The organism is Corynebacterium wankanglinii (assembly GCF_013601005.1).
GTDB lineage: Bacteria > Actinomycetota > Actinomycetes > Mycobacteriales > Mycobacteriaceae > Corynebacterium > Corynebacterium wankanglinii.
Map to the genome: position 1 here is coordinate 120,169 of NZ_JABFED010000003.1, position 22,548 is coordinate 142,716.

Below are 22,548 nucleotides of genomic sequence, written 5' to 3' on the forward strand. Positions count from 1 at the left end.
GACACAGAGATGAAGACTTTGAAAAAATCACTGGCAGTGACACTGTGCGCTGCGCTCGCCGTGACGGCAGTGCCCGCGCAGGCCGCGGTCACTCTCGCCCCCGAGCAGCCCGACGCAACGGTGAACCGCTCCAGTGCAACAGAGCCGTTCATCAACGGCTCCATCACACCTCGTGGAGGCGGCCGCTTTGACTACTCCCACCCTGCGTCTCAGGCGGACAACCACCAGTTTGCTACCTCGATTGCGGTGCGTACCAACGGCGACGCTGCGGTTCCGGAGCTGTTTGTCAAGCCGCAGGTTTCCACTGACGGCACCGCCGACGTGCTGGTGTACACCCAACGGCAGACCAACTTTCTCATCACCCGCACCTACCGCATCGACGGCGGCCGGGTGGACGCGACAGTAACGGTGCACAACACCGGTCAGGCTCCTGGCGACGTCAGCGTCGAACTCGCCAACGCGCTGCCGGTAGCTGCGGGTCTGCGCGCGAACCGGCAAGGCAATCGCATTACCGTCGAGCCGAAGGCGGGCGGCTACATAACCAACGTGACGTTCGCCGACCCGGATGCCATGGGGGCGGGCGCCACCCAGGCCTCTGCGCTTGCGGCAGCTGGCGACGGCGCCAAGCATCAGGCCGCGAGCTGGGACCGCACGCTGGACCCAGGTACGCGAATGAGCGCCAGTATGACCGTGGACATCACCCCGCAGGATTCCGTGCTGGATAGCGACGGTGATGGCTTGCGCGACTCGTGGGAGACCAACGGCATCGTGCTTGAAGACGGCACAGCGCTGCCCATCCACCGCTGGGGTGTTGACCCGGACCGCAAAGATCTGTTCCTCCAAGTCAACTGGATGGAATCCGAGTGGAAGACGCTCGGCTGTGACCGTAAAGAGCGCTTCGCGGCCTCAGTGGAAGGCTTCGCGGAGTTCGCCGAGTGCGCCAACGCGAACACGAAAAACTACGCGCCGAACACCTCCATGTTTAAGGAACTGGAGGCGCTCTTCGACGACAACGGCATCAACTTGCACATCGACGCTGGCAAGACCTACGTCAGCGATTCCATGGCGAGCGCGACGGCGAAGGAACGCAAGGGTGGTGAAACATTGCAGTACGAAGCCGAGTACTTCGGCGGCCTCGACGACTGGGGAAAGGCCGAAAAGCTTGAGGAGCAGGCAGAGTCACTGCTCGGCCCCCGGCGCGCGGTGTTCCGCAACGCCGTGATTGGCACCCGCTTCGACCACGGCGCAAAGAAGAATGTGACCGGTCTGGGTCAGGTCAACGGCTCCACCTTTTTCGTCTCCGGCGACGTGACCAACAGTGACGAGCTGCTGCGCAACACCATCCTCCACGAGTTCGGCCACACCCTCGGCCTTGCGCACTGGGGCCGCGAACTGCCCGACAACACCGCGCAGCGTTACGTGCACTACGTGAACACGAACGACCCATCCGACGGGTTCGACCGCCCGGGATACGACTGGCTCAGCAACTACAAATCCACGATGAGCTACGCGTACCAGTTCTCCGAGTTTGACTTCTCCGCGGCGGAGACGCGCGCGAGCGAGCGCATTCCCAACCGGGTCGATACATCCGTGTACAAGCCGGCGGACTCCACGTTCGATTACGTCATCCCCTCGGACTGGGACAACCTGTTGTTTAAGACCGACTACATCGGCAAGGGTGTGCGGGATTTCGACGGTGCCGCTGAAGCGCCCGACGTCCGCGCGGATGAGGAGCGCGCCGAGGTGGACGAGCTCATCACCGCCGCAGCTGCCTCGGGTAAGAACGACGGAAAGGTCGGTTTCAGCCTGGCGCGCTACCTGGACAACGACAACGGCATTGTCACCCAGGCCCCCAACAACGTGATCAAGGGCGAGCTACGAAACCTCGGCTCCACCGACGACACCTTCACCGTGGTCGCCGACTACGGCGCCGGCGAGTTCAGAGACGACTACTTTGCCAAGGGCAACTCGAACTTCATTACCCCTGTGGACATTGAGGTTTCCCCGGCCGTATTCATTGACAACCCGGTGGTGCCCATCAACATCACCGTGTTCAATTCCGAGGGCGCTCAGGTTTTCGCCGACACGTTCAAGGTTTCCGCGCTGCAGTACTCCCGCGCCGAGATGGACAAGGTGCTGGCTGAGGTCCTCGCCTCCGACGCCGACGAGTCTTTGAAGGCGTTTGCACGCGAGCGCCTCAAGGCCGCTCCAGTGAACACGCCGACTGTGTCGGCGAAACCGGCGCCGGTGCCGGCGAAGCCGTCGCCAAGCAACGAGCCCTCCGGCAGCTCGGCGTCGCCGGTTGCGATCGTGATCGGTGTGCTGCTGGGGCTTATCGGCCTGGGGGCTGCAGGCTTCGGGTGGGCGCAGAGCCAGGGGCTGATTCCGTCGCCGTTCTAGCAGGTACGGGGCGTGTGCTTAACGACGAGCTTCGCCCCTTCACCCACCACTAGGTGTGGTGTCGGAAGCAGGTGTAGATTTCCACTGTCATTTTTGCTCCCTTCCTGTAGAACCGAGCTGATACATGGAAACACCCGCCGTTCCTGCGGAACTCAAACGCGCCCTGCGCACCCCGTCCCTCGTCGTCTTTGGCTTGGCCTACATGGCCCCGCTGGAGCTACTGGCCATCTTCGGCGTGATCTCCGAAAACTCGCTGGGCGCGGCCGCCGGCGCGTACCTTTTGGCCACGTTCGCCATGCTGCTCACCGCGTCCAGCTACGGCAAGATGGCCCGCGCCTATCCGGTGTCCGGCTCCGCCTACACCTATGCCCGCAAGGCCATCGGGCCGAAGGTGGGTTTCCTCTCCGGGTGGGCGATCTTGCTGGATTACATGTTCCTGCCGCTGGTGGTGTGGCTCATCGGCGCCAACTATCTGCACGAGGCAGTGCCCGCGCTGCCGCTGTGGGCGTGCGTGGGCCTGTTCGTGGTGATCACCTCGGTGCTGAACATCCTGGGCGTGAAGGTGGCGGACCGCGCCAACCTCATCCTCATGGCGCTGCTGTTTCTGATCATCATCTTCTTTGTCATCCTCTCCGTCGGCCAGATTGCGGGCCCCGAGGGCAACGGTTTCAGCTTGCATCCGTTCTACGGCGAGCACACCAACTTCGGCGCCATCTCCGCCGCAGCGATTGCCGCGTACTCGTTCCTGGGCTTCGACGCCGTGACCACACTGACGGAGGAGACCCACGAGCCACAGAAGCGCATCCCGCGCGCGGTCATGCTGGTCGCGGCGCTCGGCGGCGTCATCTTCGTTGGCCTGGCCTTCTTCGCGCAGCTCGTGCACCCGGACCCGTTCTTTGACAATCCGGATACCGCCGCAGTGGACGTCGTCGCCCAGATCGGCGGCCCGCTCTTCGGCGCCATCTTTATCGCGGGCGTGATCATCGGCGAGTTCGCCTCCGGCCTCACGTGCCAGTGGGGCGCGACCCGCCTGCTCTACGCCATGGGGCGCGACAACGTGCTGCCGCGCAGGTTCTTCGGGCAGATAGACAAGAAGTGGCAGACCCCGGTCTTCAACACCGTCCTCACTGGAGCCGTCGGTCTGATCGGCATCTTTATGTCGGTGGAGACGTCCACCTCCTTTATCAATTTCGGCGCGTTCATCGGGTTTGCCATGGTGAACCTGTCCGTCATCTTCTACTGGCGCCAGCACCGCGGCGAGCACCTCAACCCCGTCAGCTACCTCGTGGTTCCGGCGCTCGGCGCGTTGGTGGCGGTGTTCCTGATGACGCAGCTCGACGGCACGGCCCTGCTCATCGGTGCCATCTGGCTCGCCGTCGGCGTGGGCATCCTGGCCAAGATCACCCGCGGGTTCAAGGTCGCCCCGCCCGAAATGGCGGTCTAGTAAGCCCCCGCTTTACGACGCCCGCTCCGCCCACCACCCCTCCAGATACTCCAACGCCTGGTCGATGGCGTGGTGGGTGTCCACCGCCTCGAACGACGGCAACCCTTCCGACCGGAACTGCGGACCCAGGTTCTTAAACGGGCTGATCATGCGCTCCTCGCGCATGGCGGCGTGGATGGACTCCAAGATCTCATTGATCCTGTGCGCCACAATTTTCTTTTGTGCGCGGTTGAAGGAGGGCGGGGCGAACGGATTGTCGTCGATAAGCATGTGCCCCGAAAGCCGCCCAACGCGCGGATCGAACGCGAACACCGCGACCGGGAACGTGAGATCGGCGTTCACGTTTGGACGGAACTCGATGCAGAACGTGGTGTAGAGCGCGTTGTCCTGCGAATCTTGCACCATGGCCAAGGTGGCGGTGGACATGTCCTCCGCCTGGAACGCCGCGCCGCGCTTGAGCGCGAATGCGGGGTCCTGCGGTTCGGTGATCTTCACCGTTTTGTCATCGAGTGCGACGAGGATACGGCCGAGCTCGGCGACGACATTCGCGGCGTCCTCGCCCGTGTACCAGCCGGGCGCCTGCGGGCTGCCGGGCTGGAGCATGGCGAGCTCGACCTCATGCGTGTCCAGGTCGTGGACGATCACGCAGACGCGCAGGCCGTTGTCGATGACGTAGTCGCTGTCCAGCTCGTACGCGATCTCGTCTTCGTCGTAGTCAAAGTCATCGATGAGGTCCGCCGCCTCCTGGTCGTAGGTGTCCAGGTAGTACAGCTCGTAGGTGGCAAAGGTCATGGTGCATCCCCCAAGGTGTCGTTCGGGAGCCCCCTTGCTCCCGCTTATCGACGACACTAAAGCCGCCCACGCCCCCGCACAAGAGCCGACGTGTACATGAAAATGCGCATCGGCGATGGAACCGGGCGGGGCGATAGGCTGTGGGCCGTGGATGAACAAGCGAAGCTGGAGCGGGTCTACGGCTACCCGTTCGGCGACATTTACCGCAATTACCTGGCCAAAGTGGAGCGTAAAGGGCACACGCGCGAGGAGCTGGACGACGTGCTGGGCTAGTTTACCGGCCTTGATGCCGGCGAGTTGCAGGCCGCGGCGGAGTCGGAGCAGACGCTGCGCGATTTCTTCGGCGGCGTTGCGCTGACCCCGAACGCCGAGTTGATCACCGGCAAGGTGTGCGGCGTCCGCGTCGAGGAGGTCGAGGACGAGCTGATGCAGAAGATCCGCCAGATGGACCTGCTCGTGGACGAGCTGGCCCGCGGCAAGAAGATCACCAGCATCAAACGCGGCTAGCGCATGTCGCGCAGCACCTCGAACGCTCGGCGGACCAACGCGCGGCCGTCGTCGGGCGTGCGGGGCTCCGGCAGTGCCAGGTAGGCCCTGACAGCGGTGGCTCCGGCGATGCCGTAGGTGTTGAGAAGTACCTCGGCGTCGAAGGCTGACGCGCCCGGTGTGCGGGAACGGATCGCTTCGACCAACGGCGACGCGAACTCCCGCATTGTTTCCTCGGTGGGGGGTGCCGCGGACTCTGCGCGGGCGCGATCCCCGATGAGTACGAGCGTCGAGGCTGAGTAGAGCTCGAAGCCGTCTTCGTTGAGCGCGTCGATGATGATCGCCTCGATGACTTCGGCCGCGGAGAGCTCGCCCGGAAGTGCAGCAATCTGCTCGGCGATGGTGGCGAAGACCTTGCGCAGAAACTCTTCCAACGCTTCGTCGATGTCGGCGAAGTAGTTGTGGAAGGTCCTGGCGGACACACCCGCCCGCTCGGACACACGCGCGACCGTCGCGGCCGCGGCGCCCTCTTCAAGCAGCAGCGCCGCGGCCGCCTCCGAAATGGCGCGGCGGGTCGCCGCCTTCTTCTCCTCGCGCAGACTCATGGCTGCACCGTAACCGGCTCAGCGCTCGGAGTTTCCTTGTGGTGCAGCTTCTCGCCCTCGATATCCAGGTTCGGCAGCGCCTTGTCCAGCCGTCCGGGGATCTTCCAGGCGCGATCGCCCAGAATGTACATCGTGGCCGGGATCAGGGTCATGCGGACCACGAAGGCGTCGATAAGCACGCCTGCGGCGAGCGCGAAGCCCATGGCCTTGATGAACGGCTCGTCGATGAGCACGAACGCCGCAAACACCGAGATCATGATCAGCGCGGCCGCGGTGACCACGCGCGCACCGTGCTTGTAGCCGTTGGCCACCGCGTTGCCGGCGGTCTTGCCGCGGGAGACGTAGCCTTCGCGCATGCGGGTGACCAAGAACACCTGGTAGTCCATGGCCAGGCCGAAGGTCAGGCCGATGAGCATGATGGGCAGGAAGGACAGCAGCGGCTGCGGGTCCTCGATCAGACCGAACATGCCCTCCTGGAAGATGGCCACGGTCACGCCGAAGGTCGCGGCCATGGACAGCCCGAAGCCGAGTGCGGCGATCAGCGGCACCCACAGGGAGCGGAACACGAGCATGAGCACGATGAATGCGAGGCCTAAGACGATGGCGATGTAGGGCACGAGCACGTCGGACAGCATCTGGGAGATGTCGTCGAAGATCGGCGTGATGCCGGTGATGCCGAACGTGGCGCCGGTTTCGTCCTCGAACGGCTGCTTGAATTCGCGCAGGCGCTCCAGGGTGTCTGTGGTGGCCTGGTCGGTGGCGCCGGAGTTCGGCGTAATGAGGATCTGTGCCGCGTCGAAGTTCTCGGTGGTCTGCACGATCTGCGCGTTGACCACGCCTTCAGTGCCGGCGAAGTCCTGCAGCAGCGTCTGGTACGCGCCCATGCGGTCCTGCTCTGCCACGTCTGCCGTGTCCACGTACGCGATCATGGGGGCGTTGCGGCCGTGGCCGAAGGCGGCGTCGATAAGCTCGTACGCTTCACGCTGCGGCGACCCCAGCTTCGCGGTGCCGTCGGTGGGCATGGCCAGACGCAGGTTGGCGGCGGGGATGGCCAGGATGCCCAACAGCAGCACGCCGGCGATGAGGTTGAGCCATGGGCGAGCGCGAATCTGGCGCGCCCACAGAAGTCCCATGGTCGGTTTCTCGTCTTCGGGATCCGGCACCTTCGGGCCGGGAATGCGGATCGCGAACGCGCGGGTGCCCAGCAGCCCGAGCAGCGAAGGCAGGAACGTCAGTGCGACAAGCACAGCGATGGCGACGGTCGCCGCCGCGGCGAGCGCCATGGTGGTGAGGAACGGGATGCGGATGATCGACAGGGCGGCAAGTGCGATCAGCACTGTCGTGCCTGCGAAGACGACGGATCCGCCAGCGGTGCCCAGTGCCATGCCCATCGCGTGCGCGCGCTGAGCCTTGCTCATCTTCTTCAGTTCACGCGCCAGTTCCTTCGGCGACAGGTCGTTGAGGCCGGACGACGAGATCAGCTCGTTGCGGAATCGCGCCACGATGAACAGGGAGTAATCGATGCCTACGGCGAGCCCGATCATGGAGGCCAGCGTCGGCGTCATGTCAGAGATGGAATCCGTGAACAGGGTGCCCAACTGGACGCCGAGGATGCCCACGCCGACACCGATCACGGCGCTGATCAGCGGCAGACCGGCCGCGACAAGGGAGCCGAATGTCACCAGCAGCACAAGCGCGGCCACGGCCATGCCGATCAGCTCGGAGGTGCCGTCCATCTTTCCCGCGCTGGTGAACGCGTTGCCGTTGTACTTCACGGTGAGGTCGGAACCGTCGTAACGGTCGAGGATGCTCTCGACCTCGTCGAGCGTCTCCGCCGGAATGTCCATCACGTTGTCCTCGGTGAACGTGACGCTGACGGTGCCGGTGGTTGCATCCGGGCTCAGAGGAGACAACGCCGCGAGGTCAGCCTCGATTTGCTCCTGCGGCATGCCCTGGGCCGCCTTGGCTTCGCCCATCTGTTTGGCCATCCCACCGGCGGCGAGCACCGGGTTGACAATCGCGTCCGGATTGCGGAAATTGCCGGTGGCCTTCAGCTCGTCGAGCATGGCGTCGACCTCGGCCATCACCTCCGGGTCTTTCAGCGTCTTGCTCTCCGGCGCCTTGATCACGACGGTGCCGCTGGGCACGCTCATCGCGTCCTCGTCGGTGCCGAAGCGCTCGTTCATCTCCTCCTGCGTAACGGTGGAGTCCATGTCAGGCATGGAAAATGTCGGACTGGGGGACTTGGCAAAGTTCGCAGCGCCGAAGCCAAGGGCGCCCAAAAGAATGAGCCATATGGCCAAAAATGGCCAGACTTTTTTGTAGGACCAGCTGCCTAGCCGGTAGAGGAATTCAGACATGTTGCACACTGTATGCAAAGTTGCGCAGTATGTGCAATATTTGCGTTTGGTCCGCTAGTCCCAACCGGTGTCGCGAGTGGCGCGCTGCTTGAGGTGGGAGCCCATGTGGGGGATGACAAAATTGAGCGCACCCCGGCGAGGGGAATAGATCAACTCGCGGTCGATGAGTTTCTGCCGCACCATCGACACCTGCTGCAGGCTCTTGCCTAATCGTTGCGCGATGGCAGCGCTTGGCACAGCTTGTTGGCCGTCCTGGACTTCGGCCATTGCCTCGAGGTATTCAAGCTCGGCGGTGGGAAGGTGTAAGAGCGCAGGCTGGTGAATGAGGTCTCCCAGTGTTCTCAATACGTCCGGGGTTACCGCCCCGAGATCGTCGTGTGAGACGAGCTGGTCCCTGCGGATTGCGCGCTCGAACAGGTGGTAGCCGAGGAGCTGGATCAGGAAGGGGTAGCCCCGTGTGAGCGCTGCGGCATCGTGCAATACATCGGCCGGGATGTGGACCGCGCCCTGCAGCGCGGTCTCCTCAAGCACCGTAAGCGTCTCAGTTGGTGTCATTGGGGCGAGCACGGTGTGCTGAGCGCGGCGGAGAAAGGTGGTGCCTGGGTGCTGGAGCAGCGTTGCAACCCCGTCAGGTAACCCAGCGGCCGCGAAGGCGACGTCGCGCCCATCTCTGCGTAGATCCTGCACTGCGGCGGTGAGCTGCCACAGCTCCTTCGAATCGACGCTTTGGACTTCGTCCAATGTCAGCAGCGCGCCAGAGCCTTGCGGAAGCGCGTCGCAGAGTGCGTTGAGTGAACCGATCAACGAGGGTTCGGGCTTCTCGCTGGATGGGGTTTCGGTGGAAAACCCGCCGATGCCCGCGATATTTACGCCAGTGATTCTGCGGCGGTCGGGATTCTTCTGCCGCAGAGACGAGAGAGTCTTGGGGATAACGGAAGCGACGAGCGGGCTGATGAGATCGTAGGGCTGAGCGCGTAGAACGACCCAGCCGTGTCTTGCGGCTTCGTCCTCTAACTCATTGAGCGCGACCGTCTTGCCAATGCCGCGAGGGCCGGAGATGAGCAAGGTGCGTCGAGGATCGCCCGGACCACCGTCGAGGCCGGCGCCGAAGTCGCGGATGAGACTGTCATCACCGCCGAGCACAACGGGAGAAACGCCGAATGTGGGGATGAATGGGTTCTGCATGTGCACCTCCAAGCTTTTATACTCTTTATACTCCTTATACAGAAAACGCCTTTTATACTCTTTATACTTCCAGCTCAGGGCCATTTTCACCCTCCGTATATGGAGAGGGGACGCCTCGCAAACCGATCCCCCCCGCCTTGGCGCCCAGAGACCTTCCGGTTGACGCTGGGCGACAGGAAATCACCGCGAGAGAACGGCCCCGGGGATCCGGTCCCCGGGGCCGTTCGGGCGTCTAGGTCAGCACCGAAATGCCGCGCACGACCGAATCCCACAGGCCGACCACCGAGAAGCTGAGGTCGCGCAGCGAAGCCTGCCAGGACTGCGGAAGGAAGTTGTTGGTGATGTCGGTGGTCAGCAGAATGCGCAGATCCTCCGCGCCGTGGTGCATGTTGTAGGTCAGCTGCGAGCTCAAGTTCATGGTGCCGATGCTACGCCTGCCTATCGACGCACCTTCGGCTCACCGTACGCTTGTCCCATTTTGCAGGCGTTATAGGCAGGACTACCGTCGGAGTTAAGACAACCGAATCGAGGAGGAGCATCGTGACCACGGCGGCAACACCCGTGACAACGCAAGACAGACAACCGGCGGGGGAGGAGAAAACCACCGGCAAGGTTCTCGCGTTCATCGCGGCGTTTGTAGCGCTGGCAGCGGTGCTGCTCATCCCGATTGCGGGCCTTGCCATGCCGGCGAAGATCGCGCTGGGCATGCTCGCATTCGCGGTGATCATGTGGGTGACCGAGGCGGTGTCATACCCCGTTAGCGCGGTGATGATTGTCGGGCTTATTGCCATCATGCTCACGTTCGCCACTGACCCGGAGACGGGGGAGGCCGTTGGTGCGTCGAAAGGCTTGAGCATCGCGATGAGCGGGTTCTCGTCGTCCGCGGTGGCCCTCGTCGCGGCGGCGCTCGCGCTGGCCACGGCCATGCAGGCGACCGGATTGCACCGCAGGCTCGCGCTCTATGTGCTGAAAATGGCGGGTGAAAAGGTCTCCAACATCGTCATCGGTGCCATTGTCATCTCCATCATCCTGGCCTTCTTCGTGCCGTCCGCGACCGCGCGTGCCGGTGCCGTGGTGCCGATCCTTATGGGCATGGTGGCCGCGTTCGGCCTGGCCAAGGAATCGAAGCTGGCGGCGCTGCTGGTGATTACGGCGACGCAAGCCGTGTCTATTTGGAACGTGGGCATCAAGACCGCCGCAGCGCAGAACCTGGTGGCGGTCGGTTTCATCGAAGACCAGCTGGATCAAACCGTCTCTTGGGGGCAGTGGTTCCTGTGGGCCGCCCCGTGGTCGATTTTGATGTCGATTGCGCTGTTTTTCATCATGCGCTGGGCCATCAAGCCGGAGGCTGAGGCGATTGAGGGCGGGCGTGAGCTCGTCGAGAAGCAGCTGGCTGAAATGGGCCCCATGACCGGCGCCGAGAAGCGCCTCACCGCCATCGCCGTTGCGCTGCTCCTGTTCTGGGCGACGGAGGGCATTGTGCACCCGATTAGCTCCGCCACCATCACCATCGTCGCCGTCGGCATCATGCTCACACCTGGCATCGGCGTGATGGACTGGAAGTACGCCCAAGAGCACATCAACTGGGGAACCCTGGTTGTATTCGCCGCCGGCATCTCGCTGGGCAAATTCCTGCTGGACACGGGCGCGGCGACCTGGCTGTCTGAGTCCACGTTCGGTGCTATCGGTCTGGCGTCGATGCCGATCCTGGCAACCATCGCCCTGGTGAGCCTGTTCAATATCCTGATCCACTTGGGCTTTGCATCCGCGACCTCGCTGGCGTCCGCACTCATCCCGGTGTTTATCGCACTCGCCGCCACGCTTGATGTGCCGAACAACGGTATCGGGTTTGTGATCATCCAGCAGTTTGTGATCTGCTTCGGCTTCTTGCTTCCGGTCTCCGCGCCGCAGAACATGCTCGCCTACGGCACGGGCGCGTTTACCTCAAAGCAGTTCCTGCGCACGGGTATCCCGCTGACCATTGTGGGCTACGTGCTTATCCTGTTGCTGTCGGCGACGTACTGGAACTGGATCGGGTTGGTCTAGGGCAGGTTCAGTGGCTGAATAATCAGGCCCAGGTGCAGCGAACGCAACTCGTGCTCGCCTGGGCCTTTTGGCAGCGCTGCCAGCTCGGATGCGGTCGCCGGGCTGACGGGGATGAGCCACCCGAGCTTGGGGTCCAGCACCGGCACCGCATCCCGCCCCACGGGCACGAACGTCACGTCGCGCTCGCCTGGGTGGCGCAGTTGTACGGCGCCCCCGGCCGCGATGCGCTCCAGTGCCTTTGGTGTGGTGGTCACAATCACCATCTTCTCCTCCGTGTCGGGGGAGAGTTTCGCTGTGTGCACCTGCAGCCTATCCACGTCCACGGGTTCGAACTGCTCCGGAAAATCCACCAGAGGCGTGTGCCCGAGGCCGAGGAGCTGGCGTGCGCGGCTAAGAAGTCCCATGGCAGCCGAGTGTATAAGGTTGACCGGTATGGAACTTATGTCGCGCGCCCGCGGGGTGCTCCACGGCCAGTGCATTGGCGACAACCTCGGCGCGCCGACGGCGTTGAGCGATGGCTGACGGCACCACTTACCGCGCGGAGCTGGTCATGCCGTACGGCACCGGCGACGTGGTGGTCACCCCGCACGACTACGAATCCCCGCTAGGCCGTGGCAACCGGCTGACCAAAGCGGGGTGGAAATCGGTGTTGCGGCGTATCTTCGCGGACTTCTCTAACGACGGCATGGTGGACCGCGCGGCGGCGATGACCTATTACACGCTGCTATCTGTAGCACCGATGCTTCTGGCCGCGTACTCCATTTTCAGCCTGCTTCTGCCGCGCATGGAAGATGCGCCGGACTCGCTGCTCGCGGACCTGATCCAGACGTACGTGCCGGCGGAACTCCAAGAGGACGCGTTGAGGTTGCTGATGACGATTGTCGGGACGCCGTCGCAAAGCACAATCGCCCTTGTGGTGTCAGTGGTGATCTCGCTGTTGTCCGCCTCAGGCTACGTGCGCTCGTTTTCGCGCAACGCGAATCTCATGTACGGGCGTGTCGAGGGCCGCCCGATCGTGGTGACGTGGGCGACGATGTGGCTGGTCACCCTCGTGCTTGTCATCGGCGCGGTGGTGATCATCTTGGGCGCGCTGCTTACCGACGGCATCGTCACCGCCGTCCTTGGACCGGTTGCGCGCCCGCTGCAGCTGGAGGACGAGCTGGAGTACCTCACCTCGATCTTCCTGCCAGTGTGGGATTACCTGCGCGGGCCGGTGATTGCCGTGGTGGCTGTTGCCCTGGTCAGCGTGCTCTACCACTTCACACCGAACGTGCGCCCGGGACGCTTCCGGGTGCTCACGCTCGGTTCCGCGCTCGCGCTCGCGGTTGCCAGCATGCTCTGGGTGGGCTTCGGCTGGTACCTCCGGCTTGTGGGGGTGCGCAGCACCTACGGCGCGTTTGGAACCGTCCTGGCAGTGCTGGTGCTCGTGTGGACAATGAACGTGGTGCTGCTCATGGGGGTGAAGATCGACGCCGAGGTGCTGCGTGCCAAGGAGCTGCAGGCAGGATTCGACTCACGCCGGTGCATTCAGGCCCCGCCGCGGTCCAATGACGGTGCGGCGTGGCGCCTGCAGCTGCGCCGGTGGACCGACCGCGCGGCCGACGAAATTCTGGACGGTTGATCACAACGGTGCCGGTAGGGTGGCGCCATGGCACTCATTGATCCACGCACGAAATACCAGTCCGAATTTCCCTCCGAGCCGCGCCAGGACAATCCCGGCCTGGACGTGAAGATGGCCACCGAGCCTGACCTGGGCCAGGATTCCTACGTCGGCTCCGGCAAACTCGAGGGGCGTCGCGCCCTCATTACCGGGGGTGATTCCGGCATCGGCGCAGCGACCGCCGTCGCGTTTGCCCGCGAGGGCGCAGACGTCGCTATCGCCTACCTGCCGGAGGAGCAGGAGGACGCCGACCGCATTGTGAAGCTCATCGAGGACGCCGGGCGAAAGGCCGTGGCGATCCCGGGCGATCTACGGGAGCGCGAAAACTGTGTCGCGGCGGTGCAGAAGACCGTCGACGGCCTCGGAGGCATTGACATTTTGGTCAACAACGCGTCGCGCCAGGTGTGGAACGACGGCCTGCTGAACATTTCCGATGAAGACTTCGACGCCACGATGAAAACCAACATCTACTCCGCGTTCCGGGTGACCAAAGAGGCGGTCAAGCACATGGAACCGGGGTCGTCCATCATCTTCTCCACGTCGATCCAGGCGTACAGCCCGTCGAAAGAACTGCTGGATTACGCCATGACCAAGGCTGCCTTCAACAACTTGGCCAAGGGCCTTTCCGGTGAGCTGCTGCCATCCAAGGGCATCCGCGTCAATGCCGTCGCGCCGGGCCCGATCTGGACAGTTATCCAGCCGGCGGAGGGGCAGCCGAAAGAGGTGGTGGACAACTTCGCGCAGGATTCCGATATCGGCCGCCCGGGCCAGCCAGCGGAGCTCGCCGGCGCGTACGTTTTCCTGGCTTCCGAGGCCGCGTCCTACATCTCGGGCGAGACCCTCGCGGTGACCGGGGGCGCACTCACCCCGTAGGCCTGAACACCGTTCAAAACGTGGCGTGAGCTGCTAACGTCCATGAACTATGGACCAACGCGAGATCGCCGCAATCGACGCGGCCCACATCTGGCACCCGTACGCCGAGCCGGGGCAGTTCACGTACCCCGTCGCTTACGCCTCCGGGCCGCGCATTACGCTTCACGACGGCCGCGTGCTGATCGACGCCATGTCGTCCTGGTGGGCCGTCATCCACGGGCACTCCAACCCGCGGCTGGTCGCGGCCGCCGAAAAACAGATCGCCACAATGAGCCACGTCATGTTCGGCGGGCTCACCCACGAGCCCGCGGCTACGCTGACCCAGCGGCTGCTGGAACTCACCGGCGGCGCGTTCTCCCAAGTGTTCTTCTCCGACTCTGGCTCGGTGTCAGTGGAGGTGGCGATGAAGATGGCGCTGCAGTACGCCATCGGTCAAGGCCACCCAGAGCGCACCACATTCTTAACCTGGCGGTCCGGGTACCACGGCGACACGTTCGCCACCATGAGCGTCTGCGACCCGGAAGGCGGCATGCACGCGATGTGGGGTGACGCGCTCAAACCTCAGGTCTTTGCGCCCGCCCCGCCAATCCGCGGTGCGTCGGAGCGCGAGCGAGACGCCTACCTCGAGCAATTCGCTCGGCTGATTACCCCCGAGATCGCCGGCGTGATCGTCGAGCCCGTAGTGCAAGGTGCTGGCGGGATGCGCTTCCACGACCCCGAGCTCGTTGCTGGGCTACGCAAGCTTTGCGACGCCTCCGGCATCCCCCTCATCGCCGACGAAATCGCCACCGGGTTTGGCCGCACCGGCCAGCTGTTCACCACCCTGGACAACGGGGTCGTGCCGGACATCATGTGCATAGGCAAGGCGATGACCGGCGGGTTTGTCACACTCGCCGCCACCCTGGCCACCGAAGAGATCGCGCGCGGGATGCAGCCGCAGGCTCTGATGCACGGCCCGACGTTCATGGCGAACCCGCTGGCGTGCGCCGTCGCCGCGGAGTCTGTCGCGATGGTGGCGGAGGGTACCTGGCGCGACCAAGTGGGCCGGATCGAAACGCAACTCGAGCGCGGCCTGCGCCCACTTGCGGATCTACCGGGTGTAGCGGATGTGCGAGTGCTCGGTGCCATCGGCGTGGTCGAGATGGACGCTGACGTGCCTATGCGCGCAACAACCGAGGCCGCGATGGCCGAGGGCGTGTGGGTCCGCCCCTTCGGCCGGCTCATCTACACCATGCCGCCGTACATCTGCACCGACGAGGACATCGCCCAGATCTGCCGGGGGATCGCCGCGGCCGCGCGTGCAGCAACACAAACAGCAACGGAGGAGGGCGCGAAATGATCGTCGCAGTTACCGGCACAAACACAGATGTGGGCAAGACGGTGGCCACCGCCGCCATAGCCAGCGTGCTTCGCCGCCGCGGCATCGACGTGGTGGCCGCCAAGCCGATTCAGACGGGGGAGGCGCCGGGGCAGGGGGACGCGTCAGCCGTCGCCAAGCTTGCTGGCATTGCAACGTTCGAGCGGTGGCGCTACCCCGAGCCCCTCGCGCCGAACCTCGCCGCGCGGCGGGCGGGCATCCAGACCCCGAGCCTGAACGAAGTCACCGGATGGATCCGCAGCCTCAACGCCCCGGATCGCGTTGTGCTGGTAGAAGGTGCCGGCGGGCTGCTGGTACGGCTTGCGGACGACTACACCCTCGCCGACATCGCGAGCGCCCTCGGCGCACCGCTCGTAGTGGTGACTTCGCTCGGGCTGGGCAGCCTGAATCTCGCCGAGCTGACCTGCGAGCAAGCCCGCGCGAGGGGCCTGGACGTGCTCGGGATCATCGGCGGCGCCATGCCTGAGGTCCCCGACCTGCCCACCCGCTTAAACGTCGAGGAGCTGCCCGAGGTCACCGGCGCCGAGTACTGGGGGCACATGCCCGAGGGCTGCGGGAGCCTCGACGCGGCCGAATTTGCGGAGGTCGCCTGGAACGCGATTGGAGAGACCGTGCGCGTAGGCTCGCACGCATGATTGACGCCCGCGACACCGCCCTCATCTTCGAAGGCGGAGGTACCCGCAACTCCTACACCGCCCCCGTGGTGGAAAAGCTCATCGCGGAAGAGGTCCAGTTCGGCTGGGTCGGCGGCATTTCCGCAGGCTCGGTCCATGCGCTGAACCTCGCCTCCCGCGACACGTGACGCTCTGAAAACGCGTTCACGGAGTTTGTGGGCAACCCCAAGTTCGGCGGCTGGCGCTCTGTGGTGCGAGGCAAGGGCCTGATCAACGGCGAATGGGCGTACGAGCAATCCGAGGACGTCCTGCCGTTCGACTTCGACGCGTTTACCCGGACCACCGAGGAGGTCCACGTTGAGGCGGTGCGCGCCGACACGGGGGAGACGGTGGCGTTTAACCGTGATGACCTGCGCACCTTGGAGGACGTCGCCCTTGCCGCGCGGGCCTCGTCGACGCTGCCGATTTTGATGAAGATGCGCGAGATCGACGGGGTGCCGTACGTAGACGGTGCGCTGGGCACCTCGGGCGGGTTGCTTATCGACGCCGCCCGCGCTGCCGGCTACACCCGTTTCCTCGCGGTGCTCACCCGCCCCCGCGACTACGTCAAAGGACCGCAAAAACGCGAGCGCGCGATACGCCGCATGTTGCGCAATACGCCCAAGGTCGCCGACGCGATGGTTGCCCGGCCGGGCATTTATAACGCCGCGAAACAGTCGCTTATCGAAGAAGCCGACGCCGGCAACGCCTACATCTTCTTTCCCGACGCGATGGGAGTGGAGTCCACCGAGCTCAACGCGGAGAAACTGTGGGCGAACTACGCGGCCGGCCAGGCGCAGGTGGAGCGCGACTGGCCCGCGATGCGCGAGTTCCTCACCGCGAAGCGCTAGTCTGCGATGAGTGGCTCGATGGTCAGCTCCGGGTGCTCTTTTTCCACGAAGGCGAGCTTCCACTTGTCGCCGAATAGGGCGATACGTTCGCCGTCGGTGCGGGTGAAAATCTCCACGCCGCGCTGACGGCCAAGCTCGGGGGCGGACTCAGCGTCGGTGCGCCGGGCAACGGAGTAAGGGATCGGCTCGGTGACGGTCTCGACGTTGTACTCGTTTTCCATGCGTGCCTGCATGACCTCGAACTGCATGGGGCCCACGGCCGCCATGACCGGGGCGGCGTCGCCGCGCAGGTCGTTGCGCAGAATCTGCACAACGCCCTCGGCGTCCAGCTGGTCCAGCGCCTTGCGGAACTGCTTGTACTTGCCCAGCGACTTCGCACGCAGGGTGCGGAAGTGCTCCGGCGCGAACTGGGGCATCGGCGGGAACTGCACCTTCTTGCCGGCGTAGATCGTGTCGCCGGGCGCGAGCGCACCCGCGTTGACCAGGCCGATGATGTCGCCCGGGTACGCGGTGTCCACGGTGTCGCGGTTGCGGCCGAACACGGTTAGCGCGTACTTCGTGGAAAAGCTGCGTCCGGATTGCGCGTGAGTGACCTGCATGCCGCGGTCGAACTCGCCGGAGACCACGCGCATGAACGCGAGTGTGTCCCGGTGGTTTTTGTCCATGCCGGCCTGCACCTTGAACACCACGCCGGAGAAGTCGTCGCCCACTTCGCGCTGCTCCTCCATCGCCGTGGTGGACGCCTCAACGGCCTTGGGGTCGGACGCGCGTCCCTCCGGCGCGGGCGCGATGGCACACAGCGTGTCCAGAATCTGGTGCACGCCGAAGTTCAGCATCGCGGAGGCGAAGATGATGGGGGAGGTGATGCACTGCTCGAACAGCTGCTGGTCGTGCACCGCGCCGTCTTCGAGCAGCAGCTCCGCCTCCTCGACGGCGGTGTCCCACACGTCGCCTTCTTTCGCGGCGGCCTCGTCAACGCTGTAGTGCTCTTCGGGCGCGATGGTGGAGCCGCCGGCGGTGCGGGTGAAGTGCACGTACCCGTCGATTGAGCCTTCGGCGTCGACGTGGGCCAGGCCGCGGAAGTCGCCCGCCTCGCCTACCGGCCAGTACAGCGGGGTGGGTTGGAGGTCGATTTCGGTGACAATCTCGTCCACAAGCTCGAGCGGCTCGCGGCCCACGCGGTCCCACTTGTTAATCACGGTGACAATGGGTAGCCCGCGCGCTTTGCAGACGCGGAAGAGTTTCAGGGTTTGGGGCTCAAGGCCCTTGGCTGCGTCGATAAGCATGACTGCAGCGTCGACGGCGGAGAGCACGCGGTAGGTGTCCTCGGAGAAGTCCGCGTGGCCCGGGGTGTCCACCAGGTTGATCACGTACGGCTCGCCCTCGTGAGCGTCTGGTGCGTACTCGAACTGTAGCGCGGAGGACGCGACCGAGATGCCGCGTTCCTTTTCCATTTCCATCCAGTCCGACACCGTGGACTTGCGGTTGCCCTTGCCGTGCACCGCGCCAGCCTCCGAAATCACGTGGGCGTGCAATGCCAGCGCCTCGGTGATCGTCGACTTACCGGCGTCCGGGTGGGCGATGACGGCGAAAGTGCGGCGGCGGGAGGCCTCGGAAACGGTGCTCATGAGCAGCTAGCTTATCGACGCACCTTCGGCCAAGTACAGTCGTGTCTATGACAACAATCGGAGTGTTCCTCGGTTCGGTCCGTAGCGGACGCATCGGCGAGAGTGTAGCTTCCTGGGTGATCGAAGCCGCAGGCGAGCGCGACGTGCAGTACCGCCTGCTCGACCTCGCGGATTTCAACGTTCCTCACCTGGTGGCAGAGACTGTGTCGGGCGCCGCCAACAAGCAGTACGACGACCCGGTGGTGGCCCGCTGGTCCGAGGCTGTGGATGCGTGCGACGGCTACGTCTTTGTCACCCCCGAGTACAACCATTCCGTGCCGGGGACGATGAAAAACGCCTTCGATTCGCTGTACGGGGAGTGGGCCGGCAAGCCCGTCGCGTTTGTCAGCTACGGCGGCGAGGGCGGCGTGCGCGCGGTGGAGCACTGGCGCCAGATTGTGGCAAACCTGTCCATGGTGGACATCCGCAACCAGGTGGCGCTCCACATCTTCGGCGACGACGTCGAGGGCGGGTCGTTCGCCCCGCGCGAGCGCCAACATGCAGCACTCTTGCGTCTGCTCAGCGATCTTGAAGAGGCCGCCAGCTAGCGCGCGTGGATGACGTTCTGCGCCTTCTGCAGCCCGTCTGTGATGAGCAGGCGCACCGCCTGCGCCGCGGTTCCCACCGGGACCTCGCCTTCGACCGGCCCAAGCACCCAATCCGGCACCGTCACCCCTTTCGGTGGCCGCCCGATGCCGATTCGCACCCGCAGGTAGTCGCGCGTGCCCAGGTGCTCGGTGATTGACTTCAGCCCGTTGTGGCCGTTCTCGTTCCCGCCGAGCTTGACCCGCATCGTCCCCGCTGGGAGATCCAGCTCGTCGTGGATGACGATGATGTGGTCGGGCGCCACGCCGAGCTGCTTGGCTAGCGGCCCGACAGCTTCGCCGGTGGTGTTCATGTACGTCGTCGACCGCGCGTACGCCACCCCGTCACGCACCTGCACGCGGGCTTTGATTCCCGGTACAGGTTGCAGCCCGCCGGCTAGCTCGCCGAGCGCCACGTAGCCCACGTTATGCCTGGTGGCAGCGTATTTGGCGCCGGGGTTGCCCAAGCCCACCACGAGCCAATCCGCCTGGAGTTGCGGGGTGCGTTTGCGCCTGAAGAATCCGAACATGGCGCATACTCTAGCCATGGACTTTCCTAGTGTGATCGCAGCACCCATGGCCGGTGGGCCCTCCACGCCCGCGCTCGTCAACGCCGTCCAGTTCGGGTTCATCGCGCTGGGTACCTGCACCGTGGCGCAGGCCCGCGCCTGGCTCGCGGAAAGCGAGCCGCCGTTCGGCGCCAACCTGTTTGTGCCGCAGCCTGAACCTCTGCCTGACGACGTCCTCACGGTCGCCCGCCGCCTCGGCACCGAAGTCCCGGACGTGGTGTCCGATTACGCCGAGAAGTTTGCCCTTGTGCTTGACGCCGCACCTGCCGTGGTGTCGTCCACGTTCGGATGTTTCAGCGAGGCCGAAATCGCCCAGCTGCATACCGTCGGTTCTGAGGCATGGGCGACGGTAACCAGCCCGGCCGAAATCGCAGAGGCGCAGCGCAGGGGAGTCGACGGTGTGATCGTCCAAGGCCCGCGCGCCGGAGGGCACCGCGGCACGTGGAACCAACACAACGAGCCGGACCAACGTGCATTGGAAGCACTGCTAGCGCTCGTGAACGGGCTGGTGATCGCCGCGGGAGGGGTGCGGGGGCCGGAGGACGTGGCCAAGCTAGATGTGCCCGTTGCGTGCGGCACCGCGTTCCTGCTGGCGGATGAAGCGGGCACGAGCCCGCGCAACCGCGAGCTGCTGCGCTCAAGTGCGCCCGCTGTGGTCTCGCGGGCGTTTTCCGGACGGTGGGCGAGCGGGGTGGAAACCGAGTTCACCCGCGCCCACCCGGACTTGCCGCCCACCTACCCCTACCTGCGCCCGATGACCAAGGACAACGACTACTGCCTCGTCGGGGCAGATCGCGGCGAGCTCATGGCCGCACCGGCGGCAGAGATCGAAGCGTATTTGGGAGGCAGTATCGGCGCTCGGGGGCATGCCCGCTAGACCACGCGGGTGGTGTTCTCGATCGCGCCGAGGCCCTCGATCTCAACGCGCACTGTGTCGCCGTCGCGCAGGTAGCGCTTCGGGTCCCGGGCGTGGCCGACACCGTCCGGGGTGCCGGTGGCGATCACATCGCCCGGCTCGAGCGGGTAGAGGTGTGAGATGAACTCCACCAGCTTCGCCGGGGTGAACACCAGGTCGTCGGTGGGGGCATGCTGCATGACCTCGCCGTTGAGCGTGGTCGTGAGCGCCGGGCACGGTTGCCATTCGGTGTCCAACCACGGGCCGAACCCGGCGGTCTTCTCCAGGGACTTGCCCTGGTGCCACTGCTGCGTGCGCTTTTGGTAGTGACGCTGGGTGTAGTCGTTGATCACGGCGTAGCCCGCGATGTAGTCTGCCGCGTCTGCTTCGTTGACGTGGCGGGCCCGAGCGCCGATGATCACGGCCAGCTCGCCCTCGAAATCCAGGGTGTCGGCGTTGAAGCCGGGCACCTCGGCGTCGTCGTAAGGGCCGATCAGCGCTTCCGGGTACTTGATGAACAAGGCGGGCACATCCGGCCGCTCGTGGCCCATCTCCGCAATGTGCTTGGCGTAGTTCAGCCCGACGCAGATGATCTTGCCGGGCCGCGGGATCACGGGTGCCAGGTCCTCCTTTGCGAAGGTGAATTCTTCGCCCTCGTCGAAGCTGCCACAGCGCAATAGCTCGCCCACGTCTTCCGCCCTGAGCTTCACCGCCCTGTCGTCGTCGATAAGGCGTGCAGCAGTGGTGGTGTCTCCGGTCCTGATCGTGGCAAGCTTCATGGCCGCTAGCCTATCGCGCGCAAGATCTCGTCAGCCGCGTCCGCGGCCGCGATAGCCAGGTCTACCTGTTCCTTCGCGCTGAATGGTTTGAGCACGTAATCCGCCGGCGCCATGCGCCCGGGCGGGCGGCCGATCCCCACCGCCACCTTGTTGTAGGGCTTGCCGCCGAGCGACTTGGTGACGGACTTCAGCCCGTTGTGGCCGTGGTCGCCGCCGCCGCGGCGCAGCTTGACCTCGCCGAGCTCCAAGTCCAGTTCGTCGTGGACCACGTAGAGGTCTTCGGGTTTGACGCTGAAGTAATCCATCAATGCCTTCACCGGGCCGCCGGAGAGATTCATGAAGGACCGGGTGCGGGCGAGGACCGCATGGTCGTCGGCAAGCAAACGCCCCTTCGCAAGCTCTGCGATCTCCGTGTTGGTGCGCTTGTGAGCTGCAAGCTGGGCGGGCATCGGTGTGGCGCGGCCCAGCAGCTCCTCGACTACGAACACGCCGGCGTTATGGCGCGTGGCGGCGTACTGCGGGCCGGGGTTGCCCAAGCCGACGATCAAAATAGTCACGCGTACGAGGATAACCGGCATAAAACAACGGCCACAGGTGAGGCACCTGTGGCCGTTGGGGGCAGGGATTTACTGGTTTTCGCCCTCGTCGCCCTCGCCGCCGTCTGCGATCTCGACGGTTGCGTCGGCGTCAGCGCCAGCCTCAGCGCCGCCCTCCTCGGCTTCCTCTGCAGCGGCCTCGAGGTCTTCGTCGACCTCCTGGTAGGTGACGTTGACCAGCAGGGTCTCCGGGTCGGAGATGAGCTCCGCGCCGGCCGGCAGCTGGAGGTCGGACGCGTACAGCGTGTCGCCGATCTCCTTGCCCTCGATGGAGATGGTGAGCTCGTCCGGGATGGACAGGGCGTCGATCTCGATCTCCACCACGTCGGCCTCCTGCAGCACAACCGCTTCCGGAGCTGCCTCGCCCTCGGTGACAACCGGGACCTCGACGGTGACCTTTTCGCCGCGCTTGATGCCGAACAGGTCGATGTGGTCGATCTCGAGGGTCAGCACGTTCTGGTCGATGTGCTTGACCATGGCGAGCAGCTTCTCGCCGTCGAGCTCCAGCTCAACGATGGCGTTTGTGCCGTCGTTACGCACGACTGCGGTCATCTCGATGCGGTCGACCGCGAAGTGGACATTGTCGATGCCCTTTTCGTACAGGACACCCGGGATCTTGCCGTCGCGGCGCAGACGGCGTGCGGAGCCCTTGCCGAACTCCTCGCGACGCTCACCCTTGATAACGGTGGGGGTAATAGCCATGGTGTACTCCTTCTTCTGTGAAG

Annotated in this window: 22 protein-coding genes and 1 pseudogene; 12 read left to right on the forward strand and 11 right to left on the reverse strand. The window is 64.7% G+C overall.

Annotated features, from left to right (window positions below; translation table 11 throughout):
• The first annotated feature begins 9 nt into the window (after positions 1-9).
• Together HMA55_RS05995 and HMA55_RS06000 are read left to right on the forward strand one after the other, a co-directional pair.
• The gene (locus tag HMA55_RS05995; RefSeq protein ID WP_181192169.1) at positions 10-2,400 is read left to right on the forward strand and encodes a M66 family metalloprotease; all 2,391 of its coding nucleotides are present in this window, start codon (positions 10-12) and stop codon (positions 2,398-2,400) included.
• Positions 2,401-2,524: 124 nt separating this feature from the next.
• A complete protein-coding gene (locus HMA55_RS06000; protein ID WP_181192170.1) occupies positions 2,525-3,844 on the forward strand; it encodes an APC family permease in 1,320 nt (439 codons plus the stop codon).
• A 12-nt stretch (positions 3,845-3,856) separates the two neighbouring features.
• On the opposite strand, the gene HMA55_RS06005 is transcribed toward HMA55_RS06000, so the two are convergent.
• Positions 3,857-4,636, reverse strand: a complete 780-nt coding sequence (locus HMA55_RS06005) for a hypothetical protein (RefSeq protein ID WP_181192171.1) — start codon at positions 4,634-4,636, stop codon at positions 3,857-3,859.
• Positions 4,637-4,801: 165 nt separating this feature from the next.
• Here HMA55_RS06005 and HMA55_RS06010 point away from each other — a divergent pair.
• Positions 4,802-5,143 (forward strand): annotated as a pseudogene (locus HMA55_RS06010) (DUF2200 family protein).
• Here HMA55_RS06010 and HMA55_RS06015 read toward each other — a convergent pair.
• From HMA55_RS06015 to HMA55_RS06030, 4 genes are all read right to left on the reverse strand, one after another.
• A complete protein-coding gene (locus HMA55_RS06015) occupies positions 5,140-5,727 on the reverse strand; it encodes a TetR/AcrR family transcriptional regulator (RefSeq protein WP_181192172.1) in 588 nt (195 codons plus the stop codon). The pseudogene HMA55_RS06010 and the gene HMA55_RS06015 overlap by 4 nt on opposite strands.
• Complete coding sequence (locus tag HMA55_RS06020) at positions 5,724-8,087, reverse strand: MMPL family transporter (RefSeq protein ID WP_181192173.1); 2,364 nt, start codon at positions 8,085-8,087, stop codon at positions 5,724-5,726. Before HMA55_RS06020 ends, HMA55_RS06015 begins: the two co-directional genes overlap by 4 nt.
• A 54-nt stretch (positions 8,088-8,141) precedes the next feature.
• The gene (locus tag HMA55_RS06025; RefSeq protein ID WP_181192174.1) at positions 8,142-9,272 is read right to left on the reverse strand and encodes an ATP-binding protein; all 1,131 of its coding nucleotides are present in this window, start codon (positions 9,270-9,272) and stop codon (positions 8,142-8,144) included.
• Between the two features lie 232 nt (positions 9,273-9,504).
• On the reverse strand, positions 9,505-9,690 hold the full coding sequence (locus tag HMA55_RS06030; protein ID WP_181192175.1) for a hypothetical protein: 186 nt from the start codon (positions 9,688-9,690) through the stop codon (positions 9,505-9,507).
• A 122-nt stretch (positions 9,691-9,812) separates the two neighbouring features.
• On the opposite strand from HMA55_RS06030, the gene HMA55_RS06035 reads away from it, so the two are divergent.
• On the forward strand, positions 9,813-11,318 hold the full coding sequence (locus HMA55_RS06035; RefSeq protein WP_257802431.1) for an SLC13 family permease: 1,506 nt from the start codon (positions 9,813-9,815) through the stop codon (positions 11,316-11,318).
• Here the strand turns inward: HMA55_RS06035 and HMA55_RS06040 are convergent.
• Positions 11,315-11,722, reverse strand: coding sequence for a hypothetical protein (locus HMA55_RS06040; RefSeq protein WP_181192176.1), 408 nt, complete (start codon positions 11,720-11,722; stop codon positions 11,315-11,317). The genes HMA55_RS06035 and HMA55_RS06040 overlap by 4 nt on opposite strands.
• Before the next feature lie 110 nt (positions 11,723-11,832).
• Between HMA55_RS06040 and HMA55_RS06045 the strand changes: the two genes are divergently transcribed.
• The 6 genes from HMA55_RS06045 to HMA55_RS06065 are packed head-to-tail and all read left to right on the forward strand — an operon-like array spanning position 11,833 to position 16,733.
• On the forward strand, positions 11,833-12,939 hold the full coding sequence (locus HMA55_RS06045) for a YihY/virulence factor BrkB family protein (protein WP_181192177.1): 1,107 nt from the start codon (positions 11,833-11,835) through the stop codon (positions 12,937-12,939).
• A gap of 27 nt (positions 12,940-12,966) precedes the next feature.
• A complete protein-coding gene (locus HMA55_RS06050; RefSeq protein WP_181192178.1) occupies positions 12,967-13,851 on the forward strand; it encodes an SDR family oxidoreductase in 885 nt (294 codons plus the stop codon).
• A gap of 49 nt (positions 13,852-13,900) precedes the next feature.
• Positions 13,901-15,190, forward strand: a complete 1,290-nt coding sequence (locus tag HMA55_RS06055) for an adenosylmethionine--8-amino-7-oxononanoate transaminase (protein ID WP_181192179.1) — start codon at positions 13,901-13,903, stop codon at positions 15,188-15,190.
• Positions 15,187-15,864 (forward strand): dethiobiotin synthase, encoded by a 678-nt coding sequence (gene bioD, locus HMA55_RS06060; protein WP_181192180.1) that lies wholly within the window; start codon positions 15,187-15,189, stop codon positions 15,862-15,864. The genes HMA55_RS06055 and bioD overlap by 4 nt, the downstream gene beginning before the upstream one ends.
• Positions 15,861-16,031 (forward strand): hypothetical protein, encoded by a 171-nt coding sequence (locus HMA55_RS11495; RefSeq protein WP_308239984.1) that lies wholly within the window; start codon positions 15,861-15,863, stop codon positions 16,029-16,031. The genes bioD and HMA55_RS11495 overlap by 4 nt, the downstream gene beginning before the upstream one ends.
• A 27-nt stretch (positions 16,032-16,058) precedes the next feature.
• Positions 16,059-16,733: a patatin-like phospholipase family protein gene (locus HMA55_RS06065; RefSeq protein WP_308239983.1), complete on the forward strand. Its 675-nt coding sequence runs from the start codon at positions 16,059-16,061 to the stop codon at positions 16,731-16,733.
• Here the strand turns inward: HMA55_RS06065 and HMA55_RS06070 are convergent.
• Positions 16,730-18,361, reverse strand: coding sequence for a peptide chain release factor 3 (locus tag HMA55_RS06070; RefSeq protein WP_181192181.1), 1,632 nt, complete (start codon positions 18,359-18,361; stop codon positions 16,730-16,732). The genes HMA55_RS06065 and HMA55_RS06070 overlap by 4 nt on opposite strands.
• A 47-nt stretch (positions 18,362-18,408) precedes the next feature.
• On the opposite strand from HMA55_RS06070, the gene HMA55_RS06075 reads away from it, so the two are divergent.
• Complete coding sequence (locus tag HMA55_RS06075; protein WP_181192182.1) at positions 18,409-18,948, forward strand: NADPH-dependent FMN reductase; 540 nt, start codon at positions 18,409-18,411, stop codon at positions 18,946-18,948.
• On the opposite strand, the gene pth (HMA55_RS06080) is transcribed toward HMA55_RS06075, so the two are convergent.
• Entirely contained in the window at positions 18,945-19,514 is a 570-nt protein-coding gene (pth, locus tag HMA55_RS06080; RefSeq protein ID WP_308239982.1) for an aminoacyl-tRNA hydrolase, read from the reverse strand. The two genes, HMA55_RS06075 and pth (HMA55_RS06080), sit on opposite strands and share 4 nt — an antisense overlap.
• Before the next feature lie 16 nt (positions 19,515-19,530).
• On the opposite strand from pth (HMA55_RS06080), the gene HMA55_RS06085 reads away from it, so the two are divergent.
• On the forward strand, positions 19,531-20,430 hold the full coding sequence (locus HMA55_RS06085; protein ID WP_181192184.1) for an NAD(P)H-dependent flavin oxidoreductase: 900 nt from the start codon (positions 19,531-19,533) through the stop codon (positions 20,428-20,430).
• On the opposite strand, the gene HMA55_RS06090 is transcribed toward HMA55_RS06085, so the two are convergent.
• Genes HMA55_RS06090 through HMA55_RS06100 form a run of 3 tightly spaced genes read right to left on the reverse strand, consistent with a single transcriptional unit; the run spans position 20,427 to position 22,525 of the window.
• Positions 20,427-21,227, reverse strand: a complete 801-nt coding sequence (locus HMA55_RS06090; protein WP_181192185.1) for a fumarylacetoacetate hydrolase family protein — start codon at positions 21,225-21,227, stop codon at positions 20,427-20,429. The genes HMA55_RS06085 and HMA55_RS06090 overlap by 4 nt on opposite strands.
• A gap of 5 nt (positions 21,228-21,232) precedes the next feature.
• On the reverse strand, positions 21,233-21,805 hold the full coding sequence (gene pth / locus HMA55_RS06095) for an aminoacyl-tRNA hydrolase (protein WP_181192186.1): 573 nt from the start codon (positions 21,803-21,805) through the stop codon (positions 21,233-21,235).
• A 48-nt stretch (positions 21,806-21,853) separates the two neighbouring features.
• The gene (locus HMA55_RS06100; RefSeq protein ID WP_181192187.1) at positions 21,854-22,525 is read right to left on the reverse strand and encodes a 50S ribosomal protein L25/general stress protein Ctc; all 672 of its coding nucleotides are present in this window, start codon (positions 22,523-22,525) and stop codon (positions 21,854-21,856) included.
• Positions 22,526-22,548 lie beyond the last annotated feature (23 nt).

Coding starts and splice junctions, on each gene's coding strand:
- HMA55_RS06015 (WP_181192172.1), bottom strand. CDS start 5,727: ATGAGTCTGCGCGAGGAGAAGAAGGCGGCGACCCGCCGCGCCATTTCG.
- HMA55_RS06005 (WP_181192171.1), bottom strand. CDS start 4,636: ATGACCTTTGCCACCTACGAGCTGTACTACCTGGACACCTACGACCAG.
- HMA55_RS06000 (WP_181192170.1), top strand. CDS start 2,525: ATGGAAACACCCGCCGTTCCTGCGGAACTCAAACGCGCCCTGCGCACC.
- HMA55_RS06070 (WP_181192181.1), bottom strand. CDS start 18,361: ATGAGCACCGTTTCCGAGGCCTCCCGCCGCCGCACTTTCGCCGTCATC.
- pth (WP_308239982.1), bottom strand. CDS start 19,514: ATGTTCGGATTCTTCAGGCGCAAACGCACCCCGCAACTCCAGGCGGAT.
- HMA55_RS06030 (WP_181192175.1), bottom strand. CDS start 9,690: ATGAACTTGAGCTCGCAGCTGACCTACAACATGCACCACGGCGCGGAG.
- HMA55_RS11495 (WP_308239984.1), top strand. CDS start 15,861: ATGATTGACGCCCGCGACACCGCCCTCATCTTCGAAGGCGGAGGTACC.
- HMA55_RS06040 (WP_181192176.1), bottom strand. CDS start 11,722: ATGGGACTTCTTAGCCGCGCACGCCAGCTCCTCGGCCTCGGGCACACG.
- HMA55_RS06075 (WP_181192182.1), top strand. CDS start 18,409: ATGACAACAATCGGAGTGTTCCTCGGTTCGGTCCGTAGCGGACGCATC.
- HMA55_RS06090 (WP_181192185.1), bottom strand. CDS start 21,227: ATGAAGCTTGCCACGATCAGGACCGGAGACACCACCACTGCTGCACGC.
- HMA55_RS05995 (WP_181192169.1), top strand. CDS start 10: ATGAAGACTTTGAAAAAATCACTGGCAGTGACACTGTGCGCTGCGCTC.
- HMA55_RS06085 (WP_181192184.1), top strand. CDS start 19,531: ATGGACTTTCCTAGTGTGATCGCAGCACCCATGGCCGGTGGGCCCTCC.
- HMA55_RS06025 (WP_181192174.1), bottom strand. CDS start 9,272: ATGCAGAACCCATTCATCCCCACATTCGGCGTTTCTCCCGTTGTGCTC.
- HMA55_RS06020 (WP_181192173.1), bottom strand. CDS start 8,087: ATGTCTGAATTCCTCTACCGGCTAGGCAGCTGGTCCTACAAAAAAGTC.
- HMA55_RS06100 (WP_181192187.1), bottom strand. CDS start 22,525: ATGGCTATTACCCCCACCGTTATCAAGGGTGAGCGTCGCGAGGAGTTC.
- HMA55_RS06050 (WP_181192178.1), top strand. CDS start 12,967: ATGGCACTCATTGATCCACGCACGAAATACCAGTCCGAATTTCCCTCC.
- HMA55_RS06045 (WP_181192177.1), top strand. CDS start 11,833: ATGGCTGACGGCACCACTTACCGCGCGGAGCTGGTCATGCCGTACGGC.
- HMA55_RS06055 (WP_181192179.1), top strand. CDS start 13,901: ATGGACCAACGCGAGATCGCCGCAATCGACGCGGCCCACATCTGGCAC.
- pth (WP_181192186.1), bottom strand. CDS start 21,805: ATGCCGGTTATCCTCGTACGCGTGACTATTTTGATCGTCGGCTTGGGC.
- bioD (WP_181192180.1), top strand. CDS start 15,187: ATGATCGTCGCAGTTACCGGCACAAACACAGATGTGGGCAAGACGGTG.